Source organism: Roseateles saccharophilus (assembly GCF_004342485.1).
Taxonomy (GTDB): domain Bacteria; phylum Pseudomonadota; class Gammaproteobacteria; order Burkholderiales; family Burkholderiaceae_C; genus Pelomonas; species Pelomonas saccharophila.
Genome location: NZ_SMBU01000014.1, coordinates 54550 through 81542 on the forward strand (window position 1 = coordinate 54550; position 26993 = coordinate 81542).

Here is a 26993-nt window from a genome sequence, read left to right on the forward strand (position 1 = left end):
CCATCAGCGCGGGCGCCGCAGGCAGGCCCGCGGCAGGGTCGACGGGGCCGGCAGGGCGGCGAGCAGGTTCCCGGGCAGCGGACGGGCCATGGAGACTCCGAAAGTGGGGGTCGCATTGTTGCCGAGCGCCGGCCGCGGCGCATCCCCAAACAATCCCCTGATCGGAGGTCAGCCGTTGCGCTGGCTCGGCGGCGCGGCGGTCGCCGTCTGCGGCTCCGTGACGCGGGCGGCCAGCGCCAGCAGGGCCAGCCCGGCGGCGGCGCCAAGCCACAGCCAGCGCTTCCACCAGGCTGGCCTGGGGCGGGCCTCGGCGGCCGGCGCGGCCATTTCGGCAGTGCTGCGCTGCGGGCCCTGGCCCAGCCAGGCGCGCAGCTCGTCGGCCAGGCTCTCGGCGCCGCGCGTGCGCAGCTCGGGCGACTCGGCCATCGTGGCGCGCAGCAGCGCGTCGAGCTGGATCTGCTGCTCCTCGAGCATCTGCGGCCACGGGTCGGCGGCGCTGCCCCGCCTGGGGGCCAGGCCCTTGGGCGTGTCCTCCCAGCCGCAGATCAGCCCGCGGGCGAAGGCGCCCAGGCCATAGACCTCGCTGGCCAGGCTGGGCGGCTCGCCGGCGCGGCGCTCGGGCGCGACGAAGGCGGGCGAGGCGCCGAGGCTGAGGCCGCGGTCGAAGGGGTCGGTCGGGTCCGGGATGCGGGCGATGCCCAGCCCCATCAGGCGCACGCCGCCTTCGGGGCCGAGCCAGATCATGGCCGGGTCCAGCTCGGCCAGCAGCCAGCCCTGCTGGTGAGCCGAGCGCAGCGCCTCGCAGAGCTGCACCAGCAGCTCGATGCGCTTGCGCAGGCCCAGCTTGTGCAGCTGGGGCAGCAGGGGTTCGCCGTGCTCGCCGTCGACGATGAGGTAGGGATGGGCGTCGGGCGTCACGCCGCTGTCGCTGGGCACGGCGATGTTGGGGTGCTGCAGCTGGGCGAGGTCGCCGGCCTGGTCGGCATAGCGCAGCATGACGCCGGCGCCCTGGTCGCTGCGGTCCAGCACCAGCACGGCGGCCTGTTGCTCGGTGGCCAGGCCGTGGTGGGCGCTGTACCACTGGCCGGCATGCGCCTGTTCGCCGTCGGGCAGCGGCTTCTTCAGCCGCCACACGCCCAGGGCCTGGCCTTCGTCCAGAGGCGCGGCGGCGGCAGGCGGCGGCAGGGAAAGGTTGGGCATGCGCATGGCGCGGCATATTAGGGGTGACCCCAGGTCCCCGCCATCCCCCGGGCTGACAAAGCCGGTGCGGCCGCGCAATCGCTCACGGCGAGCGATCTCCCGCGCGAGGCTGCGGCAGCGTGAGCGCGACGCGCAGGCCGCCGCCCTCGCGGTTGCTCAGCGCGATGCGGCCGTCGTGGGCCTCGGCGATCTCGCGCGCCAGCGCCAGCCCGAGGCCGGTACCGCCCGGGTTGCCGGTTTTCGCGCCGGGCTCGGAGCGCTTGGTCGAGTAGAAGGGCAGCAGGGCCTGGGCCAGCACGGCCTCGCTCATGCCGGGGCCGCGGTCCAGCAACTCGATGCACAGCTCGCCGCCCTGCAGGCCCAGGCGCAGGGCCACCTGGTCGGTGGCGCTGCCGGACTCGTGCGCGTTCTTGATCAGGTTCAGCAGCACCTGCTCGATCTGCGCCGGGTCGAACCAGCCGGGCTGGGCGGGCGGTGCGCCGTCGACGCGGAACTCGCCCAGCGTCGCCAGCCGCTCCAGGAAGGCCGGCCATGCCACTGCCTCGCGGCGTGGCGCCGGCAGCTTGGCAAAGCTCGCATAGCCCGACAGGAAGCCGTGCAGATGGGCCGCACGTTCGCCGATGCTGGCCAGCACGCCGGGCAGGCGGGCGGTGTCGCCGCGGCGCGCCAGCTCGGCGCCGCTGTGGGCCAGCGACGAGATCGGCGCCAGCGAGTTGTTCAGTTCGTGGCTGAGCACGCGGATGACGCGCTTCCACGTCGCCACCTCGGCGCGCGAGAGCTCGCGCGTCATGCGCCGCAGCAGGTGCAGGCGGTGCGGCTGGCCCTGCAGCCGGAAGGCCCGCGTGCTGTGGTGGAAGGTCTCCTCGCTGCCGTCCTCCAGCGTCACGGCGAAGAGCCGGTCGGCCTCGCCGGCCAGGGCCTCGCGCAGCGCCTCGGGCTGGCCGGCGATGACGACGGCGAAGTCCAGCCCGGCCAGGCTGCGGCCATCGCCCAGCAGCTGGCGCGCGGCCAGGTTGGCGATCGCGATGCGGCCCCCCGGCCCGGTCAGCACCAGGGCGACCGGCGTGTTCTGCACGACGGTGTCCAGCAGCAGCTCGCGCTGGGCCAGGTGCTGGCGCTGCTCGCGCAGGGCCAGGCCGAGCTCGGCGTGCAGGCGGGTCAGCACGGCCAGCTCGCGCGGTCCGTCCGGGGCCAGGTTGAGGCTGAAGTCGCCGTCGCGGTAGCTCAGCACCGCGCCCTCCAGCGCGCGGCTCAGGCGCAGCAGCGGCGCCAGCCACAGCGCCGACAGCCAGGCCAGCAGCGGCAGCATCACCAGCACGGCGGCCGCCAGGGCCGTGCCGGCCTCCAGCCCCGCGCGGCGCACGCCGAGCACGACCAGCGGCGGCACGGCGGCGGCCAGCGCGAGCGCCAGCAGCGCGCGGGCGCGCAGTGACAGCGGCAGCCCCGTCACGGTGCGATCCCGTAACGCTCCAGCCGCCGGTACAGCGCCTGGCGCGACAGCCCGAGCAGGGTCGCCGCGCGGCTGACGACGCCGCCCGCCGCATCGAGGGCCGCAACGACGGCCTCGCGGCTGGGCTCGTCGAGGTTGCGCCAGCCGCCGCCGCCGGCCTCGTCCAGCCCCAGCAGGGCCGGCGTGATCTCGCCGCCCTGGCCGAGCAGGGCCGCGCGTTCGACGGCGTTCTTCAGCTCGCGCACATTGCCGGGCCAGCGGTGGGCCAGCAGCGCGTCGCGCGCGGCCTCGCCCAGGCGCGCACGGCCGGCCAGGAAATGCTCGGCCAGCGGCAGCACGTCGTCGCGGCGCTCGGCCAGCGCGGGCAGCTTCAGCTCGATCAGGTTGAGGCGGTAGAACAGGTCCTCGCGGAAGGCGCCCGACTTCACCATCGAGCGCAGGTCGGCATTCGTTGCGCTGAGCACGCGCACGCTCACCTGGCGCGTCCTGCTCGAGCCCAGGCGCTCGAACTGGCCGGTCTCCAGCACGCGCAGCAGCTTGACCTGGCCGGCCAGCGGCAGGTTGCCGATCTCGTCGAGGAACAGCGTGCCACCGTCCGCCGCCTCGAAGCGGCCCAGGCGCGCCTTGGCCGCGCCGGTGTAGGCGCCGCTGTCGCTGCCGAAGAGCTCGGCCTCGATCAGGTCGGCCGGCAGCGCGCCGCAGTTCAGCGCGACGAAGGGGCCGGTGCGGGCCGCCGAGTTGGCGTGCACGAAGGCCGCGACGCGCTCCTTGCCGGCGCCGTTGGGGCCGGTGATCAGCACCGGCACCGGCGCCGCGGCGATCTGGCCGGCCAGCTCCAGCAGCGACAGCATCGCGTCCGAGCCGAACACCAGGCCGGCGAGTTCGTGGCGCCGCGCCAGCGCCGCGCGCCGCTCGCGCCTGGCCTCGCGCAGCCGCGCGATCTCGCGGTTGGCTTCGCCCAGCTCCAGCAGGTTTTCCACGGTGGCCAGCAGCTTGGCGTCGTCCCAGGGCTTGGCAAGGTAGTCGGCCGCGCCGGCCTTGACCAGGGCCACGGCCGCGTCCAGCCGCGTCCAGGCCGTCAGCAGGATGACCGGCAGGTCGGGGCGGCGTGCGCGGATCGCGCGGAACAGCTGTTCGCCTTCCTCACCCGAGGTCGTGTCGGCCGTGAAGTTCATGTCCTGGATGACGAGGCCGAAGGCCTGCCCGTCCAGCAGGGCCAGGCCCTCGGCGGGGCTGGCCGCGACGCGGGCCCCGATGTCGTGCAAGGACAGCAGCAGCTCCAGCGCCTGGCCCACGCCGGGATGGTCGTCAATGATCAGAACTCGTCGCATGGCCGCGGAGGATAGGGCGGTTCGGGCCCGCGGTTCGCGGTGGCGGTTTAACGCCCTGTTACCTCTGACACACGACTCTAGGTGTTTACCTGGGCGGCTTTGGACGGCAGCGCCACAGGCCCACCCGTATCCTGCGCCGCCTTGCGCGCGAAGACCGAAGGCGCGCGAGCCTCCAAGCCGCGAACGCGGCCAACAACGTCGAAGGGAATCTTGCAATGTCGTCTGTGGGAATTGACGCCGTACCCGGGCCGGGCCGCGGCGCCGGCTGGCTCGACAAGGAACGCACCATCGCCGGCGTGGGCTTCAACCGCTGGCTGGTGCCACCGGCCGCGCTGGCCATCCACCTGTGCATCGGCATGGCCTATGGCTTCTCGGTGTTCTGGCTGCCGCTGTCCAAGGTGCTGCCCGGCGCCGCGGCCTGCTCCAAGGGCACGGGCTTTCTCGGCGGCCTGGCCGCCGGCATCGCCGAGTTCACGCTGAGCGACTGCAACTGGAACGTCGCGACGCTGGGCTGGATGTACACGCTGTTCTTCGTCTTCCTCGGCTGCGCCGCGGCGATCTGGGGCGGCTGGCTGGAACGCGCCGGCCCGCGCAAGGCCGGCGTCGTGTCGGCGCTGTGCTGGTGCGGCGGCATGCTGGTCTCGGCCCTGGGCATCCAGATGCACCAGTTCTGGCTGATGATCCTCGGCAGCGGCGTCATCGGCGGCATCGGCCTGGGCCTGGGCTATATCAGCCCGGTCAGCACGCTGATCAAGTGGTTCCCGGACAAGCGCGGCATGGCCACCGGCATGGCCATCATGGGCTTCGGCGGCGGCGCGATGATCGGCTCGCCGCTGGCGGCCGAGCTGATGAAGCTGTTCGCCACGCCCGAAGGCGTCGGCGTCACGCAGACCTTCGTCGTGATGGCCCTCGTCTATTTCGTCTTCATGATGGGCGGCGCCCTCGGCTACCGCGTGCCGCCCACCGGCTGGAAGCCCGCCGGCTGGACCGCGCCCGCCGCGCAGGCCGCCAACGCGATGATCACCCAGCACCATGTGCACGTGAAGAAGGTCTGGGGCATCCCGCAGTTCTGGCTGGTGTGGATCGCGCTGTGCATGAACGTGTCGGCCGGCATCGGCGTCATCGGCATGGCCAGCCCGATGCTGCAGGAGATCTTCGGCGGCTCGCTGATCGGCGTGCCCGCCCGCTTCATCGATCTGGACAAGGCTCAGCTCGCGGCGATCGCCGGCGTCGCCGCCGGCTTCGCGGCCCTGCTGAGCCTGTTCAACATCGGCGGCCGCTTCTTCTGGGCCAGCCTGTCCGACAGGCTCGGGCGCAAGGCGACCTATGTGGTCTTCTTCGTGCTCGGCGGCCTGCTCTACGCCAGCATGCCGAGCAGCGCCGCGGCGGGCTCCAAGCTGGCCTTCGTCGGCGCGGTCTGCATCATCCTGAGCATGTACGGCGGCGGCTTCTCGACGGTGCCGGCCTATCTCGCCGACCTGTTCGGCACGCAGATGGTGGGCGCCATCCACGGCCGGCTGCTGACCGCCTGGGCCACGGCCGGCATCCTCGGCCCCGTCGTCGTGAACTACATGCGCGACTACCAGCTCGGCCTGGGTCTGCCGCGCGAACAGGTCTACAACCAGACCATGTACATCCTCGTCGGCATGCTGGCCGTCGGCCTGGTCGCCAACCTGATGGTGCGGCCGGTGGACGCCAGGCACTTCATGAGCGAGGAGGAACTGGCGCACGAGAAGAGGCTGGCGCACGAGCGCGCCGCCGCGGCCGAGGTGGGCAGCGGCAGCGGCCAGGCCTCCGCCACGTCCACGCTGACCCTGGTGCTGGCCTGGGCCGCCGTCGGCCTGCCGCTGGCCTGGGGCGTCTACAAGACCCTGATCAACGTGGGCAAGTTCTTCCACTGACCCCGGCCTGCTAGGCTGACGGCCCCGTCGCCTTCATCGGGCGCGGGGTCTTTTTCCAGAGATGAAGCCCCCGGCCCACTCTGGCGGCGCGGAACGCGCGCAGGCCTGGTCCGCCCCCCGAGGGGGCGGCGATGTTCGCGGCATTGAGCCGCGAACGCATCGCCGACGCGGGCCGGCTTGGGAGCGGCCCGGCGCTCGGCCCGCAATACCCACGGTTTCATTAGCCGCGGGTGGCGCGCAGCGTTATGGATAACTGAAGTGCGAACGATGAGCGAACAGAAGATCGAGCTGTACGACGGCCCGGCCGGCGGCTGGGGCGCGTTGAAGAGCGTGGCCCACCACCTCAACGAGCAGGGCGTGGCCGTGAAGGGGGCCAAGACCCTGCTGCACGCCAACCAGCCGGACGGCTTCGACTGCCCGGGCTGCGCCTGGCCCGACCGTGACCACCGCTCCACCTTCGAGTTCTGCGAGAACGGCGCCAAGGCCGTCGCCGCCGAGGCCACTGCGCGGCGCGCGACGCCGGAGGTCATAGCCGCGAAGACGTTGGCGGAATGGGCCGAGGCCTCGGACTACGAGCTGGAAGCCACCGGCCGCCTGACCGAACCCCTGGTCTACGACCCGCAGACCGACCGCTACCAACGCACCAGCTGGGACGCCGCCTTCGCGTTGATCGCGCAGCAGCTGCGCGCGCTGCCCGACCCCAACGAGGCCATCTTCTACACCTCGGGCCGCACCAGCAACGAGGCCGCCTTCCTGTACCAGCTCTTCGTGCGCGAGTACGGCACCAACAACTTCCCCGACTGCTCGAACATGTGCCACGAGCCCAGCGGCTCGGGCCTGCGGCCGACCATCGGCGTCGGCAAGGGCACCGTCACGCTGCACGACTTCGAGCAGGCCGACTGCATCCTCGTGTTCGGCCAGAACCCCGGCACCAACCACCCGCGCATGCTGGGCGAGCTGCGCGCGGCCCGCAAGCGCGGCGCGAAGATCATCAGCTTCAACCCGCTGAAGGAACGCGGCCTGGAGCGCTTCGCCGACCCGCAGGACAAGCTGGAGATGCTGACCCTCGGCTCCGCGCCCATTAGCAGCCACTACTTCCAGCTGCAGGTCGGCGGCGACTTCGCGCTGCTCAAGGGCATGTGCAAGCGCGTCGTCGAGCTGGACGACGTGGCCTTGGCGATGGGTCTGCCGCGCGTGCTGGACGTGGACTTCATCGCCGAGCACGCCAATGGCTTCGATAGCTTCCTGGCCGAACTGCGCGAACAGTCCTGGGAGCCGCTGGTGGCCGCCTCGGGCCTGAGCCGCGAGCAGATCGAGCAGGCCGCCGACCTCTACGCCGGCAGCGAGCGTGTCATCGCTTGCTGGGGCATGGGCATCACCCAGCACCGGCATTCGGTGGCGACCATCCAGATGATCGTCAACCTGCTGCTGCTGCGCGGCAACCTGGGCCGCGAGGGTGCCGGTGCCTGCCCGGTGCGGGGCCACAGCAATGTGCAGGGCGACCGCACGATGGGCATCTACGAGAAGCCCGCGCCGGCCTTCCTCGACAAGCTGGGCGAAGTCTTCGGCTTCGCGCCGCCGCGTGCGCATGGGGTCGACACCGTCGGCGCCATCCAGGCCATGCTGGACGGTGCGGCCAAGGTCTTCATCGCGATGGGCGGCAACTTCGCCGCCGCCACGCCCGACACGGCCGCCACCTGGCGCGCGCTGCGCCAGTGCGAGCTGACCGTGCACATCACGACCAAGTTCAACCGCAGCCATGTCGTGCATGGCCGCAAGGCGCTGGTGCTGCCGGTGCTGGGCCGCACAGAGATCGACATGCAGGCCACCGGCCCGCAGGGCGTCACGGTGGAGGACTCGATGAGCATGGTCCACCTCTCGGCCGGCATGAACGCGCCGGCCTCGGAGCACCTGCTGTCCGAGCCCATGCTGGTCGCCCGCATGGCCGCCGCGACGCTGACGAACAGCTGCACGCCCTGGCTGGCCCTGGCCGGTGACTACGCCGCCATCCGCGACAAGATTGAAGCCGTGCTGCCCGACTTCGCCGGCTTCAACGAAAAGATCAAGGCGCCCGGGGGCTTCCGGCTGCGCAACACGGCCAGCGAGCGCGCCTGGGCCACGCCCTCGGGCCGCGCCGAGTTCAGCACGCATGCCATGCCCACCGACCTGGCCGTCGAGCGCGTGGCCGAGCGCCACCGCGACGTGCGTGTGTTCACGCTGACCACGCTGCGCTCCCACGACCAGTACAACACCACCATCTACGGCCACGACGACCGCTACCGCGGCGTCTACGGCCATCGCCGCGTCGTCTTCATCAACGCGGCCGACCTGAAGGACATCGGCCTGAAGGCCGGCGACTGGGTGGACATCACCAGCCTCTACGTCGGCGAGACCGGTGCCGACGTGGAGCAACGCCGCGCCGAGCGCTTCCTGCTCGTCGAGTACGACATCCCGCGCGGCTGCCTCGCCAGCTACTACCCCGAGACCAACCCTCTCGTGCCGCTGCAGAGCTTCTCCGTCACCGCGCGCACGCCGACGTCCAAGTCCATCCCCGTCACGCTGGCGCGGCATGGAGGCTGATGAAGACGCGCTGCTGCGCCTGCTGCTCGAACTCGACACGGGTGCGGGCGTTGGTGTCGCGCTGACGCGGCTGGCCAAGCGCCTGGACGAACGTGTCAGCGTGCTGCTGCGGCGCTGCACGGCGCTGAGCGACGCCGTCGTGGGCGGCACGGCCGGCCCGGGCTGGCTGGTGCTGGACGTCGACGAGGGCGGCCGCTGGACCGCGCGCCTGACCGAGGCTGGGCGGCGCCACCTGGGTGGCGGTCCGATGGGCTGAGGGCGGTCGTTGCGAGCCGGGTGGAGGCGATGCTCGCTTTGCAGCGGGATCCGTGTGCCGAGACGACAGTTCGCAGGGGCCATTCCCGGCCACTTCCGGCCGTTCGCCAATGGCCGGTTTCGGCTAGGCTACCTTAATGAGCTCACCACTAACGTCCAGTCGCTGGGCTAACTTGGCGCTTGTGCTGGTTCTCATCGGATGGTTTCTGTTGGCGTGGGGCGTCTTGCGTCAACTCGGTGACCCAAGCCCACTTGTCTCGCGAGCTGAGCTGGAAGCGGCACGTGAAGCGTCGCTACTCTTCATGTTTTCCGGTGTCACAGCGCTTGTGAGCTCGGTATGGCTGTCCGGAATTTGCTTCGAACGCATTCGTGCGAAAGCGGCTCTTGTGCTCGTCCTCCTGCCGATGTTCGGCCTGTTCATAACCGCCTTCATCTCGCACACTTGACGGTCCAGTGATTGACCGTGCCCGGCCAGGAGCGGCCGGCCGCTAGCTACCGGTACCGGGCAGGCTGTCCTCGGCGCTGCGGCTGTAGTGCAGGTAACCGGCATGACGCGGAGTTCTGCAGCACGCCGTGCCGGATAAACCAATAGGTAGGCATCAATTGCAATGCCAAGCCGTCAGTCTCGCAATTCAATCGAAGAATCATGATCGTCAGACGCCATCAAGTCCCAACGGAGGTCAACTCCAAGCCCGGTTGGGGCCGAGTAGAAACTGCGCGCGTATCGGACGCGGGAGCTCTCACGCAGTTCGGCGCTTCAGTGCAGGTCCTCCTTCCGGGCGCGAAGGCCTCGATCCGGCACTGGCACGAACATGTCGACGAGTTTCTCTTTGTTGTCAGCGGCGAAGTCACCGTGACTGAAAACGATGGCCCTCACACACTGATGCCAGGGGACTCTGCCTGCTGGCCAGCGGGCGTCGCCAACGGACATACGGTCTCCAATCGCTCGAACGCCCCTTGCTCGTACCTCATTGTCGGGACTCGTGGTAAAGATCAATCCGGCCACTATGTCTCCGATCCTGACGTACCAGGCACGAGTGACGCCTAACTAAACTGTTGAGTGGATGATTTGCGGCGCCCAGTTGTTCGGCGCCGAGGGCTGCTCCGGGTCGATAGCTGCCGGCGGTCAGGCCTGCTGCGACTGGCGGCACCCAGCCCGAAGCCGACCTAAGCCAAATCGAACCACACCCACCGTGCTTCGGTGAGTGGCGCGACGGCAATCTGCTTGACCGTCGACAACTGCAAGCCGTCGCCGCCGCGCAATTCCAGCGGCTGCGACTCGTCAGGGGTCTCGACCTGGACGACGCCTTCAAGCACCTGGAGCCAGCCGTAGCGGTCGCTGGGGATGTCGTGGCTGCAGCGTTCGCCCGGCTGTCCGGCCACGGCCCAGATGCTCACCGGCGCGCGGAGCTGCAGCGCGCCAGGCTGCTCCTGCGCGCTGGCAACCAGGCGCGGGCCATGGGTGGCGAGCAGCGCTCCCTGCAGAAGCTGGTATCGCGGCGGGAGGTCGTCCGCGTTGCCGTGCAGCCAGATCTGGAACAGATGCGTCGGCGTCTGGGCCGCCGGGTTCCGCTCCGAATGCCTGACGCCGGTGCCGGCGCTGATGAGCTGGACATCCCCCGCGCGCAGACGCCCGTGATGGCCGGCCGAGTCCTTGTGTTCGAGCTCCCCGGACAACATGAAGGTCAGGATCTCGAAGTGGTCGTGGGCATGCTCGGCAAAACCCGAGCCACCGGCAACGATGTCCTCGTTGATCACGCGCAGCGCGCGAAAACCCATGCGCGTCGGGTCGTTGAACGAGCCGAAGGAGAAGGTGTAGTGGGCCTGGAGCCACCCCGTCTTGGCCCAGCCGCGGGCCTGCCTGTCGTGAAACACGTCGCTCATCGTCTTGGGCGCCAGCAAGGGCTTTGCAAGCGGGCTTTATAGCGCGCACCGGGCTCGCCTGCCCGAGGCTGCTAGTCTTGCGCGATGGCCCACCGAGTCGCCATCGTCTATCCCGGCAGCGCCGAGCAGCGCCTGGCCGCCACGCCGCAGAACAACCGTTTCGCCGCGCTGTTCGAGGCCTTTGCGGCGCAGGGCCTGCAGGCCGAGCCCGTTGTCTACGCGGACGACTGGGCCGCCGAGCTGCGCGCGCTCCTGGCCTCGATGGACGCCGTCCTCGTCTGGGTCAACCCCATCGAGGCCGGCCGCTCGCGCGCCGTGCTGGACGCGCTGCTGCGCGAGGTCGCGGCCGCGGGCGTGTTGGTCAGTACCCACCCGGACGTGATCCTGAAGCTGGGCACCAAGGACGTCCTCGTCGACACCCGCGACCTCGGCTGGGGCAGCGACTGCCATCGCGTCGACAGCCTGGCCCAGCTCGCCGCCGGGCTGCCGGCGCGGCTGGCCGGTGGCGCCCGCGTGCTGAAGCAATGGCGCGGCCACAGCGGCATCGGCATCTGGCGCATCGAGTCGCTCGGCGGCGGGCGCGTGAGGCTGCGCCATGCCCAGCGTGGCTGTACCGAGGAGGTCGTGGGTCTGGCCGAGGCCGTCGCGCGCATGGCGCCGTATTTCGATGCCGGCGGCCATATGGTCGACCAGGCCTGGCAGGCGCGCCTGCCCGAAGGCATGCTGCGCGCCTATCTCGTGCAGGACAGCGTCGTCGGCTTCGGCGTGCAGGGCGTCGTCGCGCTGCACCCGAGCGCCGAGCCGACGCCGCGCGTCTACCACCCGGCCGACCTTGCCGAGGGCCAGCCCCTCAGGCGCCGCCTCGAGGACAAATGGCTGCCCGCGCTGCTGGGCCGCTTCGGCCTCGCGCGCCACGAACTGCCGATGCTGTGGGACTGCGACTTCCTGCGCGGTGCGGGCGCGGGTGACTGGGTGCTCTGCGAGATCAACGTCAGCAGCGTCGCCCCCTTCCCGGACTCCGCCATCGCGCCGCTCGTGCAGGCCGTCGTCGCGCGGCTGGCCGCTGCGCACCGGCCGTGATGACCCCAGGCCGGCGGGCGGGTCGGGCTACCGGCATCATCACGGCGCCTCAACCGCCCACTCTCTACCGAACGATGAAGCTCCTCGGCCGCCTCACCTCCATCAACGTCCGCAAGGTCATGTGGACCGCCGCCCAGCTTGGCCTGGACCTCGATCGCGAGGACTGGGGTGCGGGCTTTCGCTCGCCACAGGAGCCGGGCTATCTGGCGCTCAACCCCAATGGCCTGATCCCCGTGCTGATCGACGGCGACTTCGCGCTGTGGGAGAGCAACAGCATCTGCCGCTTCCTCGCCGCCAAGGCCGGCGCGACCGCGCTGCTGCCCGCCGAACCGCAGGCCCGCGCCCGGGTCGAGCAGTGGATGGACTGGCAGGCCGGCGAGCTCAACAACAGCTGGCGCGTGGCCTTCATGGCCCTGGTGCGCGGCCAGCCCGCCACGCCCGAGGCCGTTCAGGCCGGCGTCGCGAGCTGGAACCGCCACATGGGCATGCTGGACGCGCAACTTGCCCGTACCGGCGCCTTCGTCACCGGCGACGCGTTCACGCTGGCCGACATCGTGCTGGGCCTGTCCGCGCAACGCTGGAAGAACGCGCCCATCGAGCGCGCTGCGCTGCCGGCCGTGGAGGCCTGGTTGCAGCGGCTGAGTGGCAAGTCCGGCTTTGCCGAGTTCGTCGGCAACGGCATGCCCTGAAGGCGCTTCCTAAGGCTTGGTGTCCGGGCGGACGAGATCAATGATTTGCTGCCCGGCCAGCTTGGCGGCGGCGATCTGCGCCGGCGTGGGCGGTGCGGTGAACGGCACGGCCCCCTGCTTGATCAGGGCCTCCACCGTGGCGCCTGCGCCGGCGTGGCTGTCGTACAGCCGCGTGAAGGCGTAGAGATAACTCAGCCGCTCCTCGTCTGTCAGGCCCCAGGCCCGGTTCGACAGCGCCGCGTCCAGCAGGCTCGGCGCGCCGGCATTGGCCTCCTGGCGCATGGCATCCGCCACTTCGCGCCGCTGCTCCGCCGTCAGCTCGCCGGGTACCACCGCACCGGCATAGGTCGTGGCGGCGCCGGGGATGCGTGCGCGCATGGCCCGCGAGGCCAGCCCGGCCAGCATGGCCTGGTGCTGGGCGGTGACGGTCTGGCAGCGTCGCGACTCGTCGTCGGCCTCGCGCATCAGCTGCGTCATCACCTCGGGCACGACGCCCACGGCGCGCGCCTGCTCGTAGCTGCTGCGGCGTGCCTCGTTCGACGCACACAGCCGCAGCCATTTCACGGCCTCCCAGGCGTCGGCGGCATCGGTGCCGACGAAGGCGCGCTCGATGTGCGGGCCATAGCCTTCGGAGCCCACGCGCTGCACTGCGGCCGGGGCCGGAGCCGTGCTCTGGACCGCGGGCAGAGCCGCCGATGCGGCAGCAGGTTGGGCCGGAGCGGCGGGCAGCATCAGCGGCAATGCCGCGACTGCGGCAGGCGGCGCAGCGGGTTTGTCGTCTGGCGTGCGCGTCGCGTAGAAGAAAACGCCGACGACGCCGGCCAGTGCGGCGAGTGCTGCCAAGGCCCAGCGGGATGTGGTCATGAGTCGAATGCGTTGAGGTTCAGTGGGCGAAGTTGAACCGCACCACCGCCATGGCCAGCGCGAAAAGATAGCCACAGGCGAAGCGGTCGATGCGCAGCACCGGGTCGCCGCGGCGTGCGCGCCAGTGGCCCAGCAGCGTCATGGCCAGCCCCGCGGCGACCGGTGTGAAGACGAGGTTGACTAGCCGGGGCCAGCCGTCGCGCGTCAGGTGGTGGGGTAGCAGCCACAGGCTCAGCGCGCCGAACAGCGCTCCGAGCACCAGATAGCCGAGGACGGCGAACCAGACGTTGGGCTGGCGGCGAAACGGTGCAGCCAGCGCGTGCAGGCCGAGCTCCACCAGCACCTCGCCAACGACCTGGAAGACCAGTTCGAGCAGCAGTTCAAGCAGGACTTCCAGATCGGCCTCCGCCGCGGGTTCATGAAGCCCCGCAGCCTAAGCCCGAAGCCCGGCTATTTCGGCTGCTCGTTGCCGTAAGTCTTCACCAGATAGTCCACGATGACCGGCATGTCCTCGTCGGCGATGGGGGCCTTGAACACGCCCTTCATGCGCTTGACCATCGCGTCCCAGTAGGGCCGCGCGGCGGTGGGTGGCTGGTAGGCCATGTACTCGGCCGAGTGGCAGGCCACGCAGTTGGCCTGGGCCTTGGCATAGCCGGGCAGGGCGCTGGCCTTGAGCTGGATGCCGTCGGGCGGCAGCGTGATGGTCTTGGGCGCGGAGCCGGCGGGCAGGGCCGGCAGCACGAGCAGGGCGGCGAGCGCGAGATGGTGCAGCTTCATGGTCTTGCCTCCCTTCAGACGGCGCTGATGCGCACGGACTCGACGACGTTGCGCATATAGCCGGCCGGCTGCCACAGGGCCTCCATCGGCTGGCTCTGGCCCGAGCGGTTCCAGGCACGCACGCGCAGGTCGTGCTGGCCCGGCGCAGGCGTGAAGCCGAAGCGGAACTCGCGGAAGGAGTAGCGACCCAGGTCCGCGCCCAGCGTTGCCGCGCGCCAGCTGGCGCCGCCGTCGGTGGAGAAGGCCACCTCACGGATGCCCTGGCCGCCGTCGAAGGCGATGCCCTTCACGGCCAGCGGCGCGCCGGCCGGCAGGCGTGCGCCGTCGGCCACCGAGGTGATGAAGCTGCGCACGTTGAAGCGGGCTATGGGCCGTGTGGCGGCCGGCGTGGTGCCGGGCTCGATGCAGGCGCAGTCGTTGTCGGGCACGCGGTAGGCCGGCTTCATCCAGAAGCCGTCAAAGACCGAGTCGATGACCTCGATCTCGCTCAGGTGCTTGACCCAGTAGGTGCCGTAATAGCCCGGCACGATGAGCTTGACCGGGTAGCCGTTCAGGAAGGGGATGTCGGCGCCGTTCATCTGCCAGGCCAGCATGACCTCGCCGTCCATCGCGTGGGCGATGTCTAGCGCCTTGACGAAGTCGCCGCCGCCGAACAGCGCTTCGTCCAGGCCGTTGAAGGTGACCTGGCGGGCCGTGTTCTTCAGCTCGGCGCGGGCCAGCACGTCCTTCAGCGGCACGCCCAGCCAGCGCGCATTGCCCATCGCGCCGTTGGCCAGCTGGCCGCCGGTGACGCGCGGGTTGAACAGGCCCCGGCCATTGCCCGAGCACTGGTTGACGGCCGTGATCTCGACCGGCCTGAAACCGGTCTTCAGCTCGGCCATCGACAGCGCGAAGGGCTTGGCAACGGCGTTGCCGAAGATCTTGATCTGGTGCGTGTCGGCATCGATGGAAGTCGGGATGCCGGCGTTGTGATAACGCACGAAGAAGGCGTCGTTGGGCGTGATCGGCCCGTCGTTGAAGACCTCGAAGGGCGTCTCCAGCTGCGGCGGCCGCGAGCTCAGCACGATCAGCGGGCGCTTCTCGGGATAGGCGACGAGGCGGCGCTCACCGTTGGCGAAGGGGTGGGTGAAGGTTTGAGGCGCGCCGGCCTGGGCCCAGGCGGGCAGATGTGCGGCCAGGCCCGCGAGGCCGGTGGCGCCGAGGAGGCTGCGCCGGCTCAGCCGGCTGGGATCGGGGTGGTCGGGCATGGCGGTCTCCGGGGCCGAGGTGGCGGGATTCTTTCGCATTCCCGCCACCTTGCCCACCGCCGTCAGCGCGTCGCCGTGAAGCTCAGGCCACCGCCCGTCAGCTGGAGCTGCTGGACCCTGCCCTGCGCATCCCGCGTGAAACGCACGCGGGCCTCGGAGCCGGCCTGCGCGAACTCATCCGCTGCCCCGGGCTCGAAGGCCTCGGGCGGGCTGGCCCTGACCTTGGGACCGCCGAAGCCCACCAGCAGGTGGTCACCCTCGGCGATGACGTCGATCCGCGTGCCGGCAGGCAGCGCCGGCTGGTCGCTGGCCGCCGGTGCCGCGATCAGGTAGTGGCCGGCGTAGGCCTGCATCGCGGGCGCTGCTGGGGCGGCGGGTCGAGCCTCGGCCCGCGGCGCTGCGGCCTCGCCCTGCTTGCGCGCGGCATCCCAGTGCTCGGCGATGCGGCCGTTCTCGACGCGGAACATGTCGAAGGCCGTCGTGGTGTAGCTCGCACCGGGCACAGAGGGGTCGGGCAGGCGGGCCACGAAGCTCAGCGTCACGAGGTCGCCCTCGGCCGTGATGGACACCAACGGCGCGCTCACGCGCGGGGCGATGTCGTGCGGCTTGGCGAACTGCGAGAAGAAGGCGACGAAGCCGGCGCGCCCGGTCGGCACATTGGGGTTGTGCTGGATGTAGCTCTCAGCGAGGTAGCGGTCGGCCAGCTCCAGATGGCCGCCCTCCAGCACCTCGCGCCAGAAGTCGTAGACCAGGCGCTTGTTGGCGGCGAGGCGGGCATCGGGGCTGGCCAGCAGGGCCTCGTGCGAGGCGCTGGCCTGAACGTCGGCGCGGGCGGCCTGGCCGGCCAGACCGGTGAGGCCGGCCAGGGCCAGCGCGAGAAGGCGTGAAGACGGGTTCAAGGATGTCGCTCCGGTGGGGATTGGAGCGGGCATCCTCGCCAGCACCCGCCCGCGGCGCCATGCGCATGCGACGAAGCGCAGGGCCGCGGGGCTGAAGCGGCCCCGGGTCGGGCCGGACTGGCTGGCGCGCGGCGTCAGCCGAGCCGCACCGGCACGAAGATCTGCTGGCCGTCGCGGGCCACGAGCAGGGCGACCTGGGCGGGTTTGCCCTTCAGCACCTCGCGCACCTGTTCGACGTTCTGCACCGGCCGGCCGTTCAGCGCCAGCAGCACGTCGCCGGGCTGCACGCCGGCCAGCTGGGCCGGGCCGGCCACGCGCTCGATCAGCAGGCCGTGGTCCAGGCCGGCCTGGTTCAGCTCGGCGCGCTCCAGTGGCCGCATCGCCAGGCCCAGCGAGCCGCCCTGCGGCGCCGCGTTGGCCTCCTGGGCGTCGCGCTCGGCATGGCCCAGCGACACCGTCTCGCTGTGCGCGGCCTTGTCGCGCCAGATGTCGAGCTTGAGCTTGTCGCCCGGGCGGGCCAGGCCCACGCGGCTGGACACGTCGCCCGCCACATGCACGGCCTCGCCGTCCACGCCGGTGATGACGTCACCCGCCTTCAGCCCGGCCTTGGCCGCGGCGCTGTCGGGCACGACGCTGGACACCAGCGCGCCGTTGGGCGAACCCAGGCCGAAGGAGGCGGCCAGCGGCGCACTCAGGTCCTGCAGCGTCACGCCCAGGCGCGCATGCTCGACCTTGCCGTGGGCGACGATCTGGTCCTTCACCTTCAGTGCCACGTCCACCGGGATGGAGAAGGCCAAGCCCTGGAAGCCGCCGCTCTGCGAAAAGATCTGCGCGTTGACGCCCACCACGCGGCCGGCCGCGTCGAACAGCGGGCCGCCCGAGTTGCCGGGGTTCACGGCCGCATCGGTCTGGATGAAGGGCACGACGCTCTCGCCCGGCAGCGAGCGGCCCTTGGCGCTGACGATGCCCTGCGTGGCCGTCTGCTCGAAGCCATAGGGCGCGCCGATGGCCAGCACATAGTCGCCCACCTGCACCTGGCGCGAATCGCCGAGTTGCACCGTGGGCAGGCCCTTGGCATCCACTCGCAGCACGGCGATGTCGGTGGCCGGGTCGCTGCCCAGCACCTGGGCCGAGAACTCGCGCCGGTCGCTGAGCTTGACGGTGACCTGCTTGGCGTCGCGCACGACGTGGGCATTGGTCAGGATCAGGCCGTCGCTGCTGATGATGAAGCCCGAGCCCTGGCCGCGGAAGGGCTGGGCGCCCGGGTTCATCTGCTGCGGCATGCGCAGCCCCGGGATGCCGCGGAAGAAGCGGAAGAAGGGGTCCTCGTCCATGCCGCCCTGCCCGTCGGCGACGGCCGGGCCGTCCACCTTGTGCAGGCCGGCCACCGTGATGCCGACGACGGCCTGGCCCTGGGTCTGCACGATGGCGCGGTAGTTGGGCAGCTGGGCGGGTGGCAACGCGGCGGCCGGCGCCGCCACGGCGGCGGGGGCAGTGGTGGCGGTGCTGCCGGGGCTGGCGTCGCCGGCCAGCGGCGCGGCAAGGGGCGCCTTGTTCTGCAGCCAGGCCGGCAGCGTCCAGCCGGAGGCGGTGGTGGTCAGCGTCATGCCCGCGCCCAGCAGGGCCGCCGCAGTGGCGGTCAGCGCGAATTTGGTGGTCTGGGTCATCGAGTGCTCCTTGGGGCTGAGGCTGCGGTGCAGCCGATGAGGAGGACTCTAGGAAGGGTGGGTGAGGGCTGGGTGAGGGGAAGGTGAGGTGAAAGTTAGGAGGCTGAGGGTGTTTGGGGCGGCTATCGACGGCGGATTCAACCGGTCGACGCAACACACTAACCACTGCTCAGGCAGAAGGAGATGCCACGATGGGAAGTACCAACGCTCATCGGATTTGTGCAGGGTCATGGAGCATCCTTCCGAGTGAAAGGGCCCGATGCCAGGCGTTTCGCTTCGCTACCTCGCTGCCGTCTGCGGCACCGCCACGCCAGCGGCCCCGGAAATCGCCGCGGGCCGCTTGCCCTTCTGCGCGCGCACGTACTGCAGTTCGTTTGCCGCGGCCGAGTCGTTCTTGTTCAGCTCCAGGCACTTCAGGTAAGTCTTCTCAGCGTCATCGAGGCGATCCAGTTCCACGTACGCAAAACCCATGCCTCGCCACGCGCGCGCCAGATCGGCGTCCTTTTGATCCGGAGGAGAGAAGTCCTTGGCCGCCGCGGCCAGTTCGAATGTCTTGAGCGCTTGGGACCAGTCCTTTTCGGATTGATAGACGTGGGCCAGCTCGGACAGGAATCGCGAGTTCTGGGGCGACAGTTGAACCGCCTTCTGCAGGCTCGCCTTGGCTTCCTGGAGGCGCCCCAACTCGATCAGCGAATAGGCCTTGATGTAGTGCGCGCTGGCCCAGTTCATGGACACCACCACCGCCGAATTCCCGTCCTTGGCAGCCGCCGCTTCGAACAGATAGAGAAGCGTCTCTTCCTTGGTGCGGGCGCAGAAATACCGGGTCTTGTCTGCGTTGTACCGCTGCTCGTAGATGCCGATCACCTGGTCCAGAACCGCGACGGCTTCGGCGTAGCGCCGGCTGCGCACGAGCGGCACCGCGCTGTCAAAGAGGGGTTGGACGACCTTGTCCTCTTCGGAAACCTTCGGCGGCGCGCCCTCGCCGTGAGCGGCACCGGCAAACAGCGCCGCAACACCCACCATTAGCGCGATCAAATACTTCATCTCGTCCCTCCCTGGCTTGTTTGTTAATAGCCTATCCGAAGGCGGCCATTGGCGACCGGCCGTACCTGGCCGATTTGAGGCGGTCGCGCCGGCCTCGTTCAACGGTAGTCGTTCTCGTGCTGGTCCCTGGCTGCAAGCAGCAAGACCTGCAGCTCGCGAATCGCGAAGAGCACGACGCAGCCGCCGTGGCCGAAGGGAACGATCAATTCCCGGAATTCCCTGTGCGCTTCACATCGGCGACAGGTGTGGGGCGCGAACGAGAGGATGCCCATGGCGCGCGCCAGCGCGTCGTGGAACCGAAAGATGCAGGTCTCGTCCGGCGTGTCGCTGGCCAGCTCGCGCTGGATGATGTGTTCCTCGAGGCGCTCGACGTCCTGCTGGAACGTGACGGTGGGGATGAGCCGATACCCGGCGCTCAACCGGCGGCCTGCCTGTTCTTGGCCACCACCGCCGCGCGGATGCGACCCTGTGCAGCCTTGGCGCGCTGCTGCATGCCGGCCAGGAAGTCGTCGGCCGTCATCAGGCCGGCACCCTTGTCGACCTGGCGCAGGGCCTTCCTGGCTCGGGCAATCGCCGCGTTCTGCTCGGCGCGGAACTCGACCTCCCTGCAGACGGCCGCCTCGATGAACTGCGTGAGCGATTCGCCTTCGCGCAGCACGGCCTCCAGGCTGGCCTTGGTCTCGGGCTCGACACGGATGGGGGGCAAGGTCGCGGAGCGGCTCATGGCGTCATCGTATAGCAGTTGATATACATGCTCAAACAGAGGAGTGCTTCGCGGCGCCGTGGGCGTGCGCAGGCGGGCTGAGCTAGCGTCCCGCCCATGAAAACCATCCGCGACCTCAACACCCCGCCCGCGCACATCCAGGGCCGGCTCGAAGCCATCATCGTCCGCGGCGCGCCGCGCGAGCCGGCGCGTCGTGTCGAGCAGACCCAGGCCCTGGCCGGCATCGGCCTGGCGGATGACCGGCTGGGGCGGCGGGGCGAGGCGGAGCTGTCGACGCGGCAGGTCACGCTGATCCAGCAGGAGCATCTGCCGCTGATCGCGGCGTTCGCGCGTAGCGCGCCCGTCGACCCGGTCGGGCTGCGGCGCAACCTCGTCGTGTCGGGCATCAACCTGCTGTCGCTGAAGAACCAGACGCTGCGTGTGGGCGAGGCGCTATTGCAGATCGTCGGGCCCTGCGCGCCCTGCTCGCGCATGGAGGAGGTCGTCGGCCCCGGCGGCTACGCGGCGATGCGCGGCCATGGCGGCATGACGGCGCGCATCCTCGAAGGCGGCCTGCTGCGTGTGGGCGACGTGGTGCGGCCGGGCTGAGAGCTTGAAAGCCAAGGTTCTCAGCGCGGCACCAGCACCAGCAGCGTGCCGTTGCGGTCCTCGGTGATCCAGAGGCGGCCTTGCGCGTCCTGGTCCAGGTCGACCGGCGCGCCCATGGGATGGCGGCCAGGCTGAGCCGCCCAGCCGCTGATCAGCGGCTGGGCTTCGCCCGTGGGTTGGTGCCGGGCGTCGAAATGCCAGGCCATCAGCCGGTGCCCGCCGGGCTGGTAGCCATGCCAGGCCATGACCAGCGCACCGCGCCATGCGGCCGGCGCAGCTGGCCCGTAGAACAGCATGCCGAGCGGCGCTGCATGCGGCGGGATCAGCTTTGCAGGGGCTGCATAGTCCGCGCAGCTGCGTGCGCCAAAACTGGTGTCCAGCACATCGGTGCCGGTGCAGTGCGGCCAGCCGTAATGGCGCCCGGCCTCGACACGGTTGAGTTCGTCGGGGGGTGTGTCCGGCGCGTAGCTGCCGTCCGCCAGGGCGTCGCGACTGTTCTCGGCCTGCCAGAGCTGGCCGCTGTCGGGGTGGACAGCCAGCCCCATGGAGTTGCGCAGGCCCCAGGCGTAGGCGTGGCCTTCCCAGGCGTCGGCCGTGCCGGCCCTGGGGCTGTAGCGCCACACCGCGGCCCAGGGCGCAGTGCCGCCGGTCTGGCCGCAGCCCTGGGCATCGCCCGCGGCCACGCCATCGAAGGCCTCGCAATGGTCGGACGGGGCGCCCTGGTTGAGCCAAAGCGTGCCGTCGGCATCGATGACGAAGGTCTTGAGCGGGTGGCGACCCTGTTGCGGCAGGCCGGTGATGAGGGGATGCAGCCGGGCCGGCCGGCCTGCTGCGGGCAGCTCGACGCGGCTGATCTGGTGGGCCTCGGCGAGCAGGATGCGCCCCTGGGCATCGCGCCGGATGGCATGCGGGCGGTTCAGCCCCGTGAGCAGCACGTCCACCTGAAACGGCTGGCCGGGCTTGCGCGTGAGCGCCAGCAGCCGCCCGTGGCCGGCGTCCCAGCCGCCCATGTCGGTCACCAGCAGCCGCGCGCCGTCCAGGGCGAGGACGCCGCGCGGCCGGCCCAGGTCCTTGGCCGCCAGCGCCAGGCAGAAGCCCGGCGCAACGGTCAGCGAGGTGATGGCCGGCAGGTCGTCGCAGCGGCCCTGCGTCCGGTACGCGGCGCGCTCGGCATGGCCCTGGGTGGCCAGTGCGGTCATCAGGCACAGCGCGGCCGTGCGGGCGCGGGCGAGAAAACGCGTCATGGCGGCGTGGGGGGGCTTTGGGCTGCGGCAAGCTCGGGGCGGTGCCGGGCCCAGCGGATCTCCGCCCTCAGCCCGCCCAGCGGCGAGGTGTCGAGCCTCACGCTCGCCCCCTGCTGCCGCGCAGCTGCCTGCACGATGGCCAGGCCCAGGCCGCTGCCTTCGGTGCCGGCGCTCTCGCCGCGCTGGAAGCGGTCGAAGACGCGCTCGCGGGCTTCGAGCGGGATGCCAGGGCCGTCGTCGTCCACGCGCAGCAGCGGCGCGCCGGCCGCGCGCAGGGCCGCGACCTGCACGTGGCGGGCGCCGTACTTCACCGCGTTGTCGATGAGGTTGCGCAGCGCGCTGCGCAGGGCCTGCGGGTCGCCTTCCAGCGGCAGGGGCGCGGGCGCGTCGAGGGTCAGCGCGATGCCGGCCTTGTCGGCCAGCGGCTGCAGGTCGGCCACGGCCTGGCGGGCGATGTCGGCGAGGTCCAGGCCTTCGACGGGTGCGGCGGCGCCGGGCTCGGCGCGGGCCAGCGCGAGCAGTTGCTCGACGAGGCGCACCGCGCGGTCGATGCCGCCGCGCAGCCGCGCGATGGCCGCGTCCTGCTCGGGCCCGGGGGCGGAGTCGCGCAGCAGGCCGAGCTGCAGCTTCAGCGCGGTCAGCGGCGTGCGCAGTTCGTGGGCGGCGTCGGCGACGAAGCTGCGCTGCGCGTCGAAGGCCGTGGCCAGTCGGGCCAGCAGGCTGTTGAAGGCGTCCACCAGCGGCCCGACCTCGCCGGGCAGGCCGGCGGTGGGCAGGGCGTCGAGGGCATTGGCGCCGCGTGTGCCGGCCGCACTGGCCACGCGCGCCAGCGGCGCCAGCGATACGCCGATCAGCCACCACACCAGGGCCGCCACGAAGGGCAGCGCGATGGCGACGGGCACGATGCTGCGCAGCGCTGCGACGGCCGCCAGGCGCTGGCGCACGGCGATGGGCTGGGCCACCTGCACGACGCGCAGCGGCGTGGCCGCGCCGAACACGCGCCAGTCCTGGCCGGCCAGGTGCAGGTTGGAGTAGCCCAGCACCGCGCGCGCCGGCAGCGGCTCGGTCATGCCCTGGGGCCGGCTGGAATACAGCTCCAGGCCCTGCAGCGACCAGATCTGCACGACGTAGTCGAAGTTGGGGTCGGCCAGCGCGGCGGCCTCGTCGCGGGCGACGCGGCCCTGGTCGCGCAGCGATAGCGCGGTCTGGCGCAGCTGATAGTCGAACAGCTCGTCGGCCTCGGCGCGCACGCTGACGTAGGTGGCGCCGCCTACGGCCAGGGCCGTCACGGCGCCGAGGGCCGCGAGCAGCGCGAAGAGCCGGCCGCGCAGGGTGCCGAGCAATGTCATGACTTTTCAGGCCCGGCGTAGTAGCCCAGGCCGCGCACCGTGTGCAGCAGATCGGCCCCCAGCTTCTTGCGCAGCTGGTGCATGTAGACGCTGATCGCGTTGCTCTCCAGCTCCTCGCCCCAGCCGTAGAGGCGGTCCTCGAGCTGGGCGCGCGAGACGATGGCGCCGGGGCGTTCCAGCAGCGCCTCCAGCAGCGCGAACTCGCGCGCCGACAGCAGGATGGGGCGGCCGGCTCGAGTGACCTCGCGCGTGGCCGGGTCCAGGCGCAGGTCGGCCACCTGCAGCGCAGTGTCGGTGCGCCCGCCGTGGCGGCGCGTGACGGCGCGCAGCCGCGCGAGCAGTTCGTCCAGCTCGAAGGGCTTGACGAGGTAGTCGTCGGCACCGGCGTCCAGGCCGGCGACCTTGTCGGCGAGGGCGTCGCGCGCGGTCAGCACGATGACGGGCGTCGCGTCGCCGCGCGCGCGCAGCGTGCGCAGCACGTCCACGCCGCTGCGCCTGGGCAGGCCGAGGTCCAGCAGCACGGCGTCGAAGCGCTCGCCGCTGGCCAGCACGCCGTCGGCCGCCAGGCCGTCGCGCACCCAGTCGGCCGCAAAGCCCTGGCGGCGCAGCGCTTCGCGCAGGCTCTCGCCGATCATGGGGTCGTCTTCAACGAGGAGGAGGCGCATCGTCGGCGGGCAGGGGCATGGCGACGGCGATTCTGGCAGCGCCTGCGCCGGCCCATGTGAATGTGCACGTCGGCAGCGGGTGCGGGCGGCCTAGCATGCGCCGCGGCTGCGGCGACCGCCGTGCTGCCGATCAACGATCCATTCGAGGCAAGGGGAGCATCGATGAGCATGGAGAAGTCAGCCAGCAGGAAGGACCGCGCGGCATTCAAGGCCGGTGAGCGCGCCCTCGGCGAGGTCTGCGAGAAATTGCAGGAGATGGTCGAGCGATCGAGCGAATGGATCGAGACCGTCATGATGGCGGCCGGCTTCTTCCTGCTGGCGGTGGCCGCCAACGCGCCGAAGGAGATGGAAGTCCTGGGCGTCAAGATCGACATCGAAGGCGAGCACAGGATCCTGTTCCTGGGCGTCCTGGCCGCTGCGCTGTTGTTCCGGCTGGTGCAGGGCTGGGCGCTGTACAGCCTGTCCAAAGACGCGATCCAGACGAGGTTCGAGGAGGTGGTGGACGCCCTGATCCAGCTGCGCGCCATGTTGGTGGACCGCATGATGAGCCACCGGCGCCTGGTCGAAGACGCGCTGGAGACCATCGTGGAGCAGGCCCGGTTGCCCTATCTCGCCGGGCTGTTCGACGTGTCGGAACTGCTGGAGGGCGAGGACGAGCAGGGCTGTCTCAGGGTCTTTTCGGTGGAGCCGGAACAGCTGCGCGTCGAGGCCGGGCAGCTGATCCTGCGCCGCCGGCAGGCTTTGCTCAGCCGGGGCTTGGCGGCGTGGTATCCCGATCACCTCTGGACGCCCGCGGCCGGGCGGGCGGTGGACCTGGCAGTGGCCGAGCGCGAGGCCTTTGCGGCCCGGCAGGCCTGCGTGTTGGTGCACGGGACGGGTGGCGGTGTCGCTTTTGCCCAGGACGCGGCGATCGATGTGGCCGACCAGCACGTCAGGCAACTGCACGGCGAGCGGGACGCCGCCATGGCCGCGCTGGCGCAGCACGTCGAAAGGTTCAGGGAGCAGGCCGGCGAGGCCGCGAGTGACGAGGGCAAGAATCTTGGCGGCCTGGTCGTGCGGGTCGACAAGATCAACCGCACGGCCCGCCGCTACCGCCTCCTCGCCAGGCTGGGCCTCGGCTTCCATCTGCTCGTGCCGACCGCTGCGGCCCTGGTGGCGCTGGCGGCCGTCATCGCGGCGCACTGGGGCGGCCACGCCGGCTGACGGCGCGCCCGCAAGGGCTCAGGCCGTGCTGCCGGCCGCTCTGCCGCCGACGGCTTCGAGCTCGCCGCTGGCGCGCGCCCTGCGGCCGTAGACGAGCTCGAACAGCGGGCTGGCCATCATCGTCGTGATGACGGCCATCAGCACCAGCATCGAGAACAGGGCCGGGCCGATGATGCCCTTCTGCAGGCCGATGTTGATGATGATGAGCTCCATCAGGCCGCGCGAGTTCATCAGCGCGCCGATGCCCAAGGCGGTGCGCTGGTCCTCGCCCGCCATGCGCGCGGCCAGGTAGCAGGCACCGAACTTGGCCAGCACCGAGGCCGCCAGCACGCCCAGCGCGATCAGCAGCAGCTGCATGGAATTGATCATGTCCAGCCGCGTGTTCAGGCCCGAGTAGGTGAAGAACATCGGCAGCAGCAGCACGACGGCCAGCGGCTCGACCTTCTTCTTCAGCTCGGCCGCGAACAGGTCGCGCGGCATGACGGCGCCGAGGATGAAGCCGCCGAAGATGGAGTGGATGCCGACCGCGTCCATCACGAAGGCCGACAGGCAGAACAGCGCCATCGTGATGCCCAGCACCGTCGTGCTCATGCCGCCCTCGCGCTCGACGATGCGACCCAGCGGCGCCAGCAGCCGGCGGCCGAACAGCAGGATGAAGGCGGCATAGAGCACGCCGCCGCCGATGGCCAGCACGGCCACGCCGGGGCCGGCGCCGAAGGCGGCCAGCACCAGGGCCAGCACGCACCAGGACACCGCGTCGTCGAAGGCGCCCGCCGTCAGCGACAGCGTGCCCAGCGACGTGTCAGCCAGGCCGCGCTCGTTGATGATGCGGGCCAGCATCGGGAAGGCCGTCAGCGCGATGCAGGCGCCCATGAACAGCGTGGCATTGGCCGGCGAGATGCCAGGCGCGAACAGGCCCGGGACGCCGAGCAGCACCGGCGTGATCAGGAAGGCGATGAAGAAGGGCGCCGCGATGCCGGCCATGGACACGCCCAGCGCGCTCCCGGCCTTGGTCTGGAAATGGTCCAGCCGCAGCGTCGTGCCCACCAGGAACATGTACAGGCCCACGCCCAGCTGCGAGCCGGCATAGAGCACGTTCTTCATTTCCCTGGGAAAGACCGTGGCCTGCAGCCCGGGCAGCAGCAGGCCCAGCAGCGACGGGCCCAGGAGGACGCCGGCAATCATCTCGCCCACCACCTGCGGCTGACCGAGGAAGCGCCGGCCTGCCCAGCCGACGACGCGGCAGCTCAGCAGGATCAGCGCCAGCTGCAGGAAGAAGTGCACGCTGAAGTCGGCGGGCGAATAGGTCTGGGCGGCCGCCGGGGCCGCGGGGCCGTGCTTGGCGAAGACATCGCCGAGCAGCTCCAGCAGGTTGAAGTTGTCCATGGGTTCCGGGTCTTTTGCGTCGTGGCCGCTGTCGCGCCGGCGCTCCGGCCGGCGGCGATGTCAGCGTTGTCTCTCGTCGGCCGGTCCGATTGCCGACCTGCCGCCGCCCACTGTGCCAGCGGCTTTCCGGCTGTCCATACGGGTGAGCCGCGGCGGGCCTATGTACCTGCGTCGAGGTTGTGGTCTTGTAGGTACATATGTACATTCTCGACCACGATGAAGCTCCTCAGCAGCCGTGAGTTCAACCGCGATGTCAGCCTCGCCAAGCGCGCGGCCAACGTCGAGCCGGTGCTGATCACCGACCGGGGCCGGCCCACCCATGTGCTGATGAGCATCGCGGACTACCGCCGCCTGACGGGCGAGGGCGAAAGCATCCTCGAGGTGCTGGCCATGCCGCAGCTCGTCGAGCTGGATGCGGGCGACGCCTCCGACGGCGCCTGGGACCACCGCGAGAAGGTCGACTGATGTACCTGCTCGACACCGGCATCGTGCTGGAGCTGCGCAAGGCCAAGGCCGGCCAGGCCGACGCCGGCCTCGCGGCCTGGGCCGCCGGCATCGCGCGGCAGAAGCTCTTCATCTCCGCGCTGAACCTGCTGGAGATCGAGAACGCGGCCGCGCGCCTGGGCCGCAAGGACCGCACCGCGGGCCTCGTGGTGCGTGAATGGATTGACGGCCATGTGGTGCCGGCCTTCGACGGGCGCGTGCTGCCCGTGGATGCCGCCGTCGTGCGCCGCCGCGCCCAGCTGCCCTATGCCAACACGCGCGACGGCCTGCTCGCCGCCACCGCGCTGGAGCACGGGCTCACGCTGGTGACGCGCCGCGTCACCTCGTTCCGCGCCGGCCGCGTGAAGCTGCTCAACCCCTCGGGGCAGAGCGCCGTGCCGGCCGGCGACGAGGACGAGGACTGGGGCCAGGCGACCCAGGCCGGCCATGTCTGGCTGAAGAACCTCTACGTACGAATCTAGG

General features: G+C 70.9%; 27 protein-coding genes. 10 read left to right on the forward strand and 17 right to left on the reverse strand.

Annotated elements, in window-relative coordinates; genetic code table 11:
• Nucleotides 1–168: 168 nt before the first annotated feature.
• The 3 genes from EV671_RS13400 to EV671_RS13410 form a co-directional block, all read right to left on the reverse strand.
• Nucleotides 169–1206: a serine/threonine-protein kinase gene (locus EV671_RS13400; RefSeq protein WP_207911152.1), complete on the reverse strand. Its 1038-nt coding sequence runs from the start codon at nucleotides 1204–1206 to the stop codon at nucleotides 169–171.
• A 76-nt stretch (nucleotides 1207–1282) separates the two neighbouring features.
• On the reverse strand, nucleotides 1283–2650 hold the full coding sequence (locus tag EV671_RS13405) for a sensor histidine kinase (protein WP_243655709.1): 1368 nt from the start codon (nucleotides 2648–2650) through the stop codon (nucleotides 1283–1285).
• A complete protein-coding gene (locus EV671_RS13410; protein WP_132572195.1) occupies nucleotides 2647–3981 on the reverse strand; it encodes a sigma-54-dependent transcriptional regulator in 1335 nt (444 codons plus the stop codon). Before EV671_RS13410 ends, EV671_RS13405 begins: the two co-directional genes overlap by 4 nt.
• A gap of 215 nt (nucleotides 3982–4196) precedes the next feature.
• On the opposite strand from EV671_RS13410, the gene EV671_RS13415 reads away from it, so the two are divergent.
• From EV671_RS13415 to EV671_RS27965, 4 genes are all read left to right on the forward strand, one after another.
• Nucleotides 4197–5882: an OFA family MFS transporter gene (locus EV671_RS13415; protein ID WP_132572198.1), complete on the forward strand. Its 1686-nt coding sequence runs from the start codon at nucleotides 4197–4199 to the stop codon at nucleotides 5880–5882.
• A 267-nt stretch (nucleotides 5883–6149) separates the two neighbouring features.
• Nucleotides 6150–8462: an FdhF/YdeP family oxidoreductase gene (locus EV671_RS13420; protein WP_132572201.1), complete on the forward strand. Its 2313-nt coding sequence runs from the start codon at nucleotides 6150–6152 to the stop codon at nucleotides 8460–8462.
• A complete protein-coding gene (locus EV671_RS13425; RefSeq protein ID WP_243655710.1) occupies nucleotides 8452–8718 on the forward strand; it encodes a hypothetical protein in 267 nt (88 codons plus the stop codon). Before EV671_RS13420 ends, EV671_RS13425 begins: the two co-directional genes overlap by 11 nt.
• A 645-nt stretch (nucleotides 8719–9363) precedes the next feature.
• On the forward strand, nucleotides 9364–9765 hold the full coding sequence (locus tag EV671_RS27965) for a cupin domain-containing protein (RefSeq protein ID WP_132572204.1): 402 nt from the start codon (nucleotides 9364–9366) through the stop codon (nucleotides 9763–9765).
• 119 nt (nucleotides 9766–9884) lie between these two features.
• On the opposite strand, the gene EV671_RS13435 is transcribed toward EV671_RS27965, so the two are convergent.
• On the reverse strand, nucleotides 9885–10601 hold the full coding sequence (locus EV671_RS13435; protein WP_132572207.1) for a pirin family protein: 717 nt from the start codon (nucleotides 10599–10601) through the stop codon (nucleotides 9885–9887).
• 84 nt (nucleotides 10602–10685) lie between these two features.
• On the opposite strand from EV671_RS13435, the gene EV671_RS13440 reads away from it, so the two are divergent.
• Entirely contained in the window at nucleotides 10686–11681 is a 996-nt protein-coding gene (locus tag EV671_RS13440) for a Cj0069 family protein (RefSeq protein ID WP_132572210.1), read from the forward strand.
• A gap of 74 nt (nucleotides 11682–11755) precedes the next feature.
• Nucleotides 11756–12370, forward strand: a complete 615-nt coding sequence (locus EV671_RS13445; RefSeq protein ID WP_132572213.1) for a glutathione S-transferase family protein — start codon at nucleotides 11756–11758, stop codon at nucleotides 12368–12370.
• Nucleotides 12371–12379: 9 nt separating this feature from the next.
• Here the strand turns inward: EV671_RS13445 and EV671_RS13450 are convergent, their stop codons facing one another.
• The 9 genes from EV671_RS13450 to EV671_RS13490 all read right to left on the reverse strand — a co-directional run bounded on the left by EV671_RS13450 (nucleotide 12380) and on the right by EV671_RS13490 (nucleotide 19592).
• Nucleotides 12380–13234: a hypothetical protein gene (locus EV671_RS13450; protein ID WP_132572216.1), complete on the reverse strand. Its 855-nt coding sequence runs from the start codon at nucleotides 13232–13234 to the stop codon at nucleotides 12380–12382.
• A 19-nt stretch (nucleotides 13235–13253) separates the two neighbouring features.
• On the reverse strand, nucleotides 13254–13571 hold the full coding sequence (locus EV671_RS13455; RefSeq protein WP_243655711.1) for a hypothetical protein: 318 nt from the start codon (nucleotides 13569–13571) through the stop codon (nucleotides 13254–13256).
• A gap of 113 nt (nucleotides 13572–13684) precedes the next feature.
• Nucleotides 13685–14011 carry a SorB family sulfite dehydrogenase c-type cytochrome subunit gene (sorB, locus tag EV671_RS13460; RefSeq protein WP_132572222.1) on the reverse strand — a complete coding sequence of 109 codons (327 nt, stop codon included), beginning with the start codon at nucleotides 14009–14011 and terminating at the stop codon, nucleotides 13685–13687.
• A gap of 14 nt (nucleotides 14012–14025) precedes the next feature.
• Nucleotides 14026–15258: a SorA family sulfite dehydrogenase catalytic subunit gene (gene sorA, locus EV671_RS13465; RefSeq protein WP_132572225.1), complete on the reverse strand. Its 1233-nt coding sequence runs from the start codon at nucleotides 15256–15258 to the stop codon at nucleotides 14026–14028.
• 62 nt (nucleotides 15259–15320) lie between these two features.
• Nucleotides 15321–16157 carry a nuclear transport factor 2 family protein gene (locus tag EV671_RS13470; protein WP_243655712.1) on the reverse strand — a complete coding sequence of 279 codons (837 nt, stop codon included), beginning with the start codon at nucleotides 16155–16157 and terminating at the stop codon, nucleotides 15321–15323.
• A 134-nt stretch (nucleotides 16158–16291) separates the two neighbouring features.
• Nucleotides 16292–17824, reverse strand: a complete 1533-nt coding sequence (locus EV671_RS13475; protein WP_132572231.1) for a Do family serine endopeptidase — start codon at nucleotides 17822–17824, stop codon at nucleotides 16292–16294.
• Nucleotides 17825–18103: 279 nt separating this feature from the next.
• Nucleotides 18104–18868: a tetratricopeptide repeat protein gene (locus tag EV671_RS13480; RefSeq protein WP_132572234.1), complete on the reverse strand. Its 765-nt coding sequence runs from the start codon at nucleotides 18866–18868 to the stop codon at nucleotides 18104–18106.
• Between the two features lie 98 nt (nucleotides 18869–18966).
• Nucleotides 18967–19287, reverse strand: a complete 321-nt coding sequence (locus EV671_RS13485; RefSeq protein WP_132572237.1) for a type II toxin-antitoxin system RelE/ParE family toxin — start codon at nucleotides 19285–19287, stop codon at nucleotides 18967–18969.
• On the reverse strand, nucleotides 19284–19592 hold the full coding sequence (locus tag EV671_RS13490; protein ID WP_132572240.1) for a YlcI/YnfO family protein: 309 nt from the start codon (nucleotides 19590–19592) through the stop codon (nucleotides 19284–19286). Before EV671_RS13490 ends, EV671_RS13485 begins: the two co-directional genes overlap by 4 nt.
• Nucleotides 19593–19688: 96 nt before the next feature.
• Between EV671_RS13490 and EV671_RS13495 the strand changes: the two genes are divergently transcribed.
• The gene (locus EV671_RS13495; protein WP_132572243.1) at nucleotides 19689–20180 is read left to right on the forward strand and encodes an MOSC domain-containing protein; all 492 of its coding nucleotides are present in this window, start codon (nucleotides 19689–19691) and stop codon (nucleotides 20178–20180) included.
• Nucleotides 20181–20200: 20 nt separating this feature from the next.
• Here the strand turns inward: EV671_RS13495 and EV671_RS13500 are convergent, their stop codons facing one another.
• From EV671_RS13500 to EV671_RS13510, 3 genes are read right to left on the reverse strand one after another with little or no spacing between them, the layout of a single operon-like run.
• Nucleotides 20201–21424 carry a PQQ-dependent sugar dehydrogenase gene (locus tag EV671_RS13500; RefSeq protein WP_132572246.1) on the reverse strand — a complete coding sequence of 408 codons (1224 nt, stop codon included), beginning with the start codon at nucleotides 21422–21424 and terminating at the stop codon, nucleotides 20201–20203.
• A complete protein-coding gene (locus EV671_RS13505; RefSeq protein ID WP_132572249.1) occupies nucleotides 21421–22773 on the reverse strand; it encodes an ATP-binding protein in 1353 nt (450 codons plus the stop codon). Before EV671_RS13505 ends, EV671_RS13500 begins: the two co-directional genes overlap by 4 nt.
• A complete protein-coding gene (locus tag EV671_RS13510) occupies nucleotides 22770–23438 on the reverse strand; it encodes a response regulator transcription factor (protein WP_132572252.1) in 669 nt (222 codons plus the stop codon). The genes EV671_RS13505 and EV671_RS13510 overlap by 4 nt, the downstream gene beginning before the upstream one ends.
• A 120-nt stretch (nucleotides 23439–23558) precedes the next feature.
• On the opposite strand from EV671_RS13510, the gene EV671_RS13515 reads away from it, so the two are divergent.
• Nucleotides 23559–24641 (forward strand): hypothetical protein, encoded by a 1083-nt coding sequence (locus EV671_RS13515; RefSeq protein ID WP_132572255.1) that lies wholly within the window; start codon nucleotides 23559–23561, stop codon nucleotides 24639–24641.
• An 18-nt stretch (nucleotides 24642–24659) separates the two neighbouring features.
• Here EV671_RS13515 and EV671_RS13520 read toward each other — a convergent pair whose 3' ends face one another.
• Entirely contained in the window at nucleotides 24660–26027 is a 1368-nt protein-coding gene (locus tag EV671_RS13520; RefSeq protein ID WP_132572258.1) for a cation:proton antiporter, read from the reverse strand.
• 216 nt (nucleotides 26028–26243) lie between these two features.
• On the opposite strand from EV671_RS13520, the gene EV671_RS13525 reads away from it, so the two are divergent.
• Nucleotides 26244–26492, forward strand: coding sequence for a type II toxin-antitoxin system Phd/YefM family antitoxin (locus EV671_RS13525; protein WP_132572261.1), 249 nt, complete (start codon nucleotides 26244–26246; stop codon nucleotides 26490–26492).
• The gene (locus EV671_RS13530; RefSeq protein ID WP_132572264.1) at nucleotides 26492–26992 is read left to right on the forward strand and encodes a PIN domain-containing protein; all 501 of its coding nucleotides are present in this window, start codon (nucleotides 26492–26494) and stop codon (nucleotides 26990–26992) included. The genes EV671_RS13525 and EV671_RS13530 overlap by 1 nt, the downstream gene beginning before the upstream one ends.
• The last annotated feature ends 1 nt before the right edge of the window (nucleotide 26993 follow it).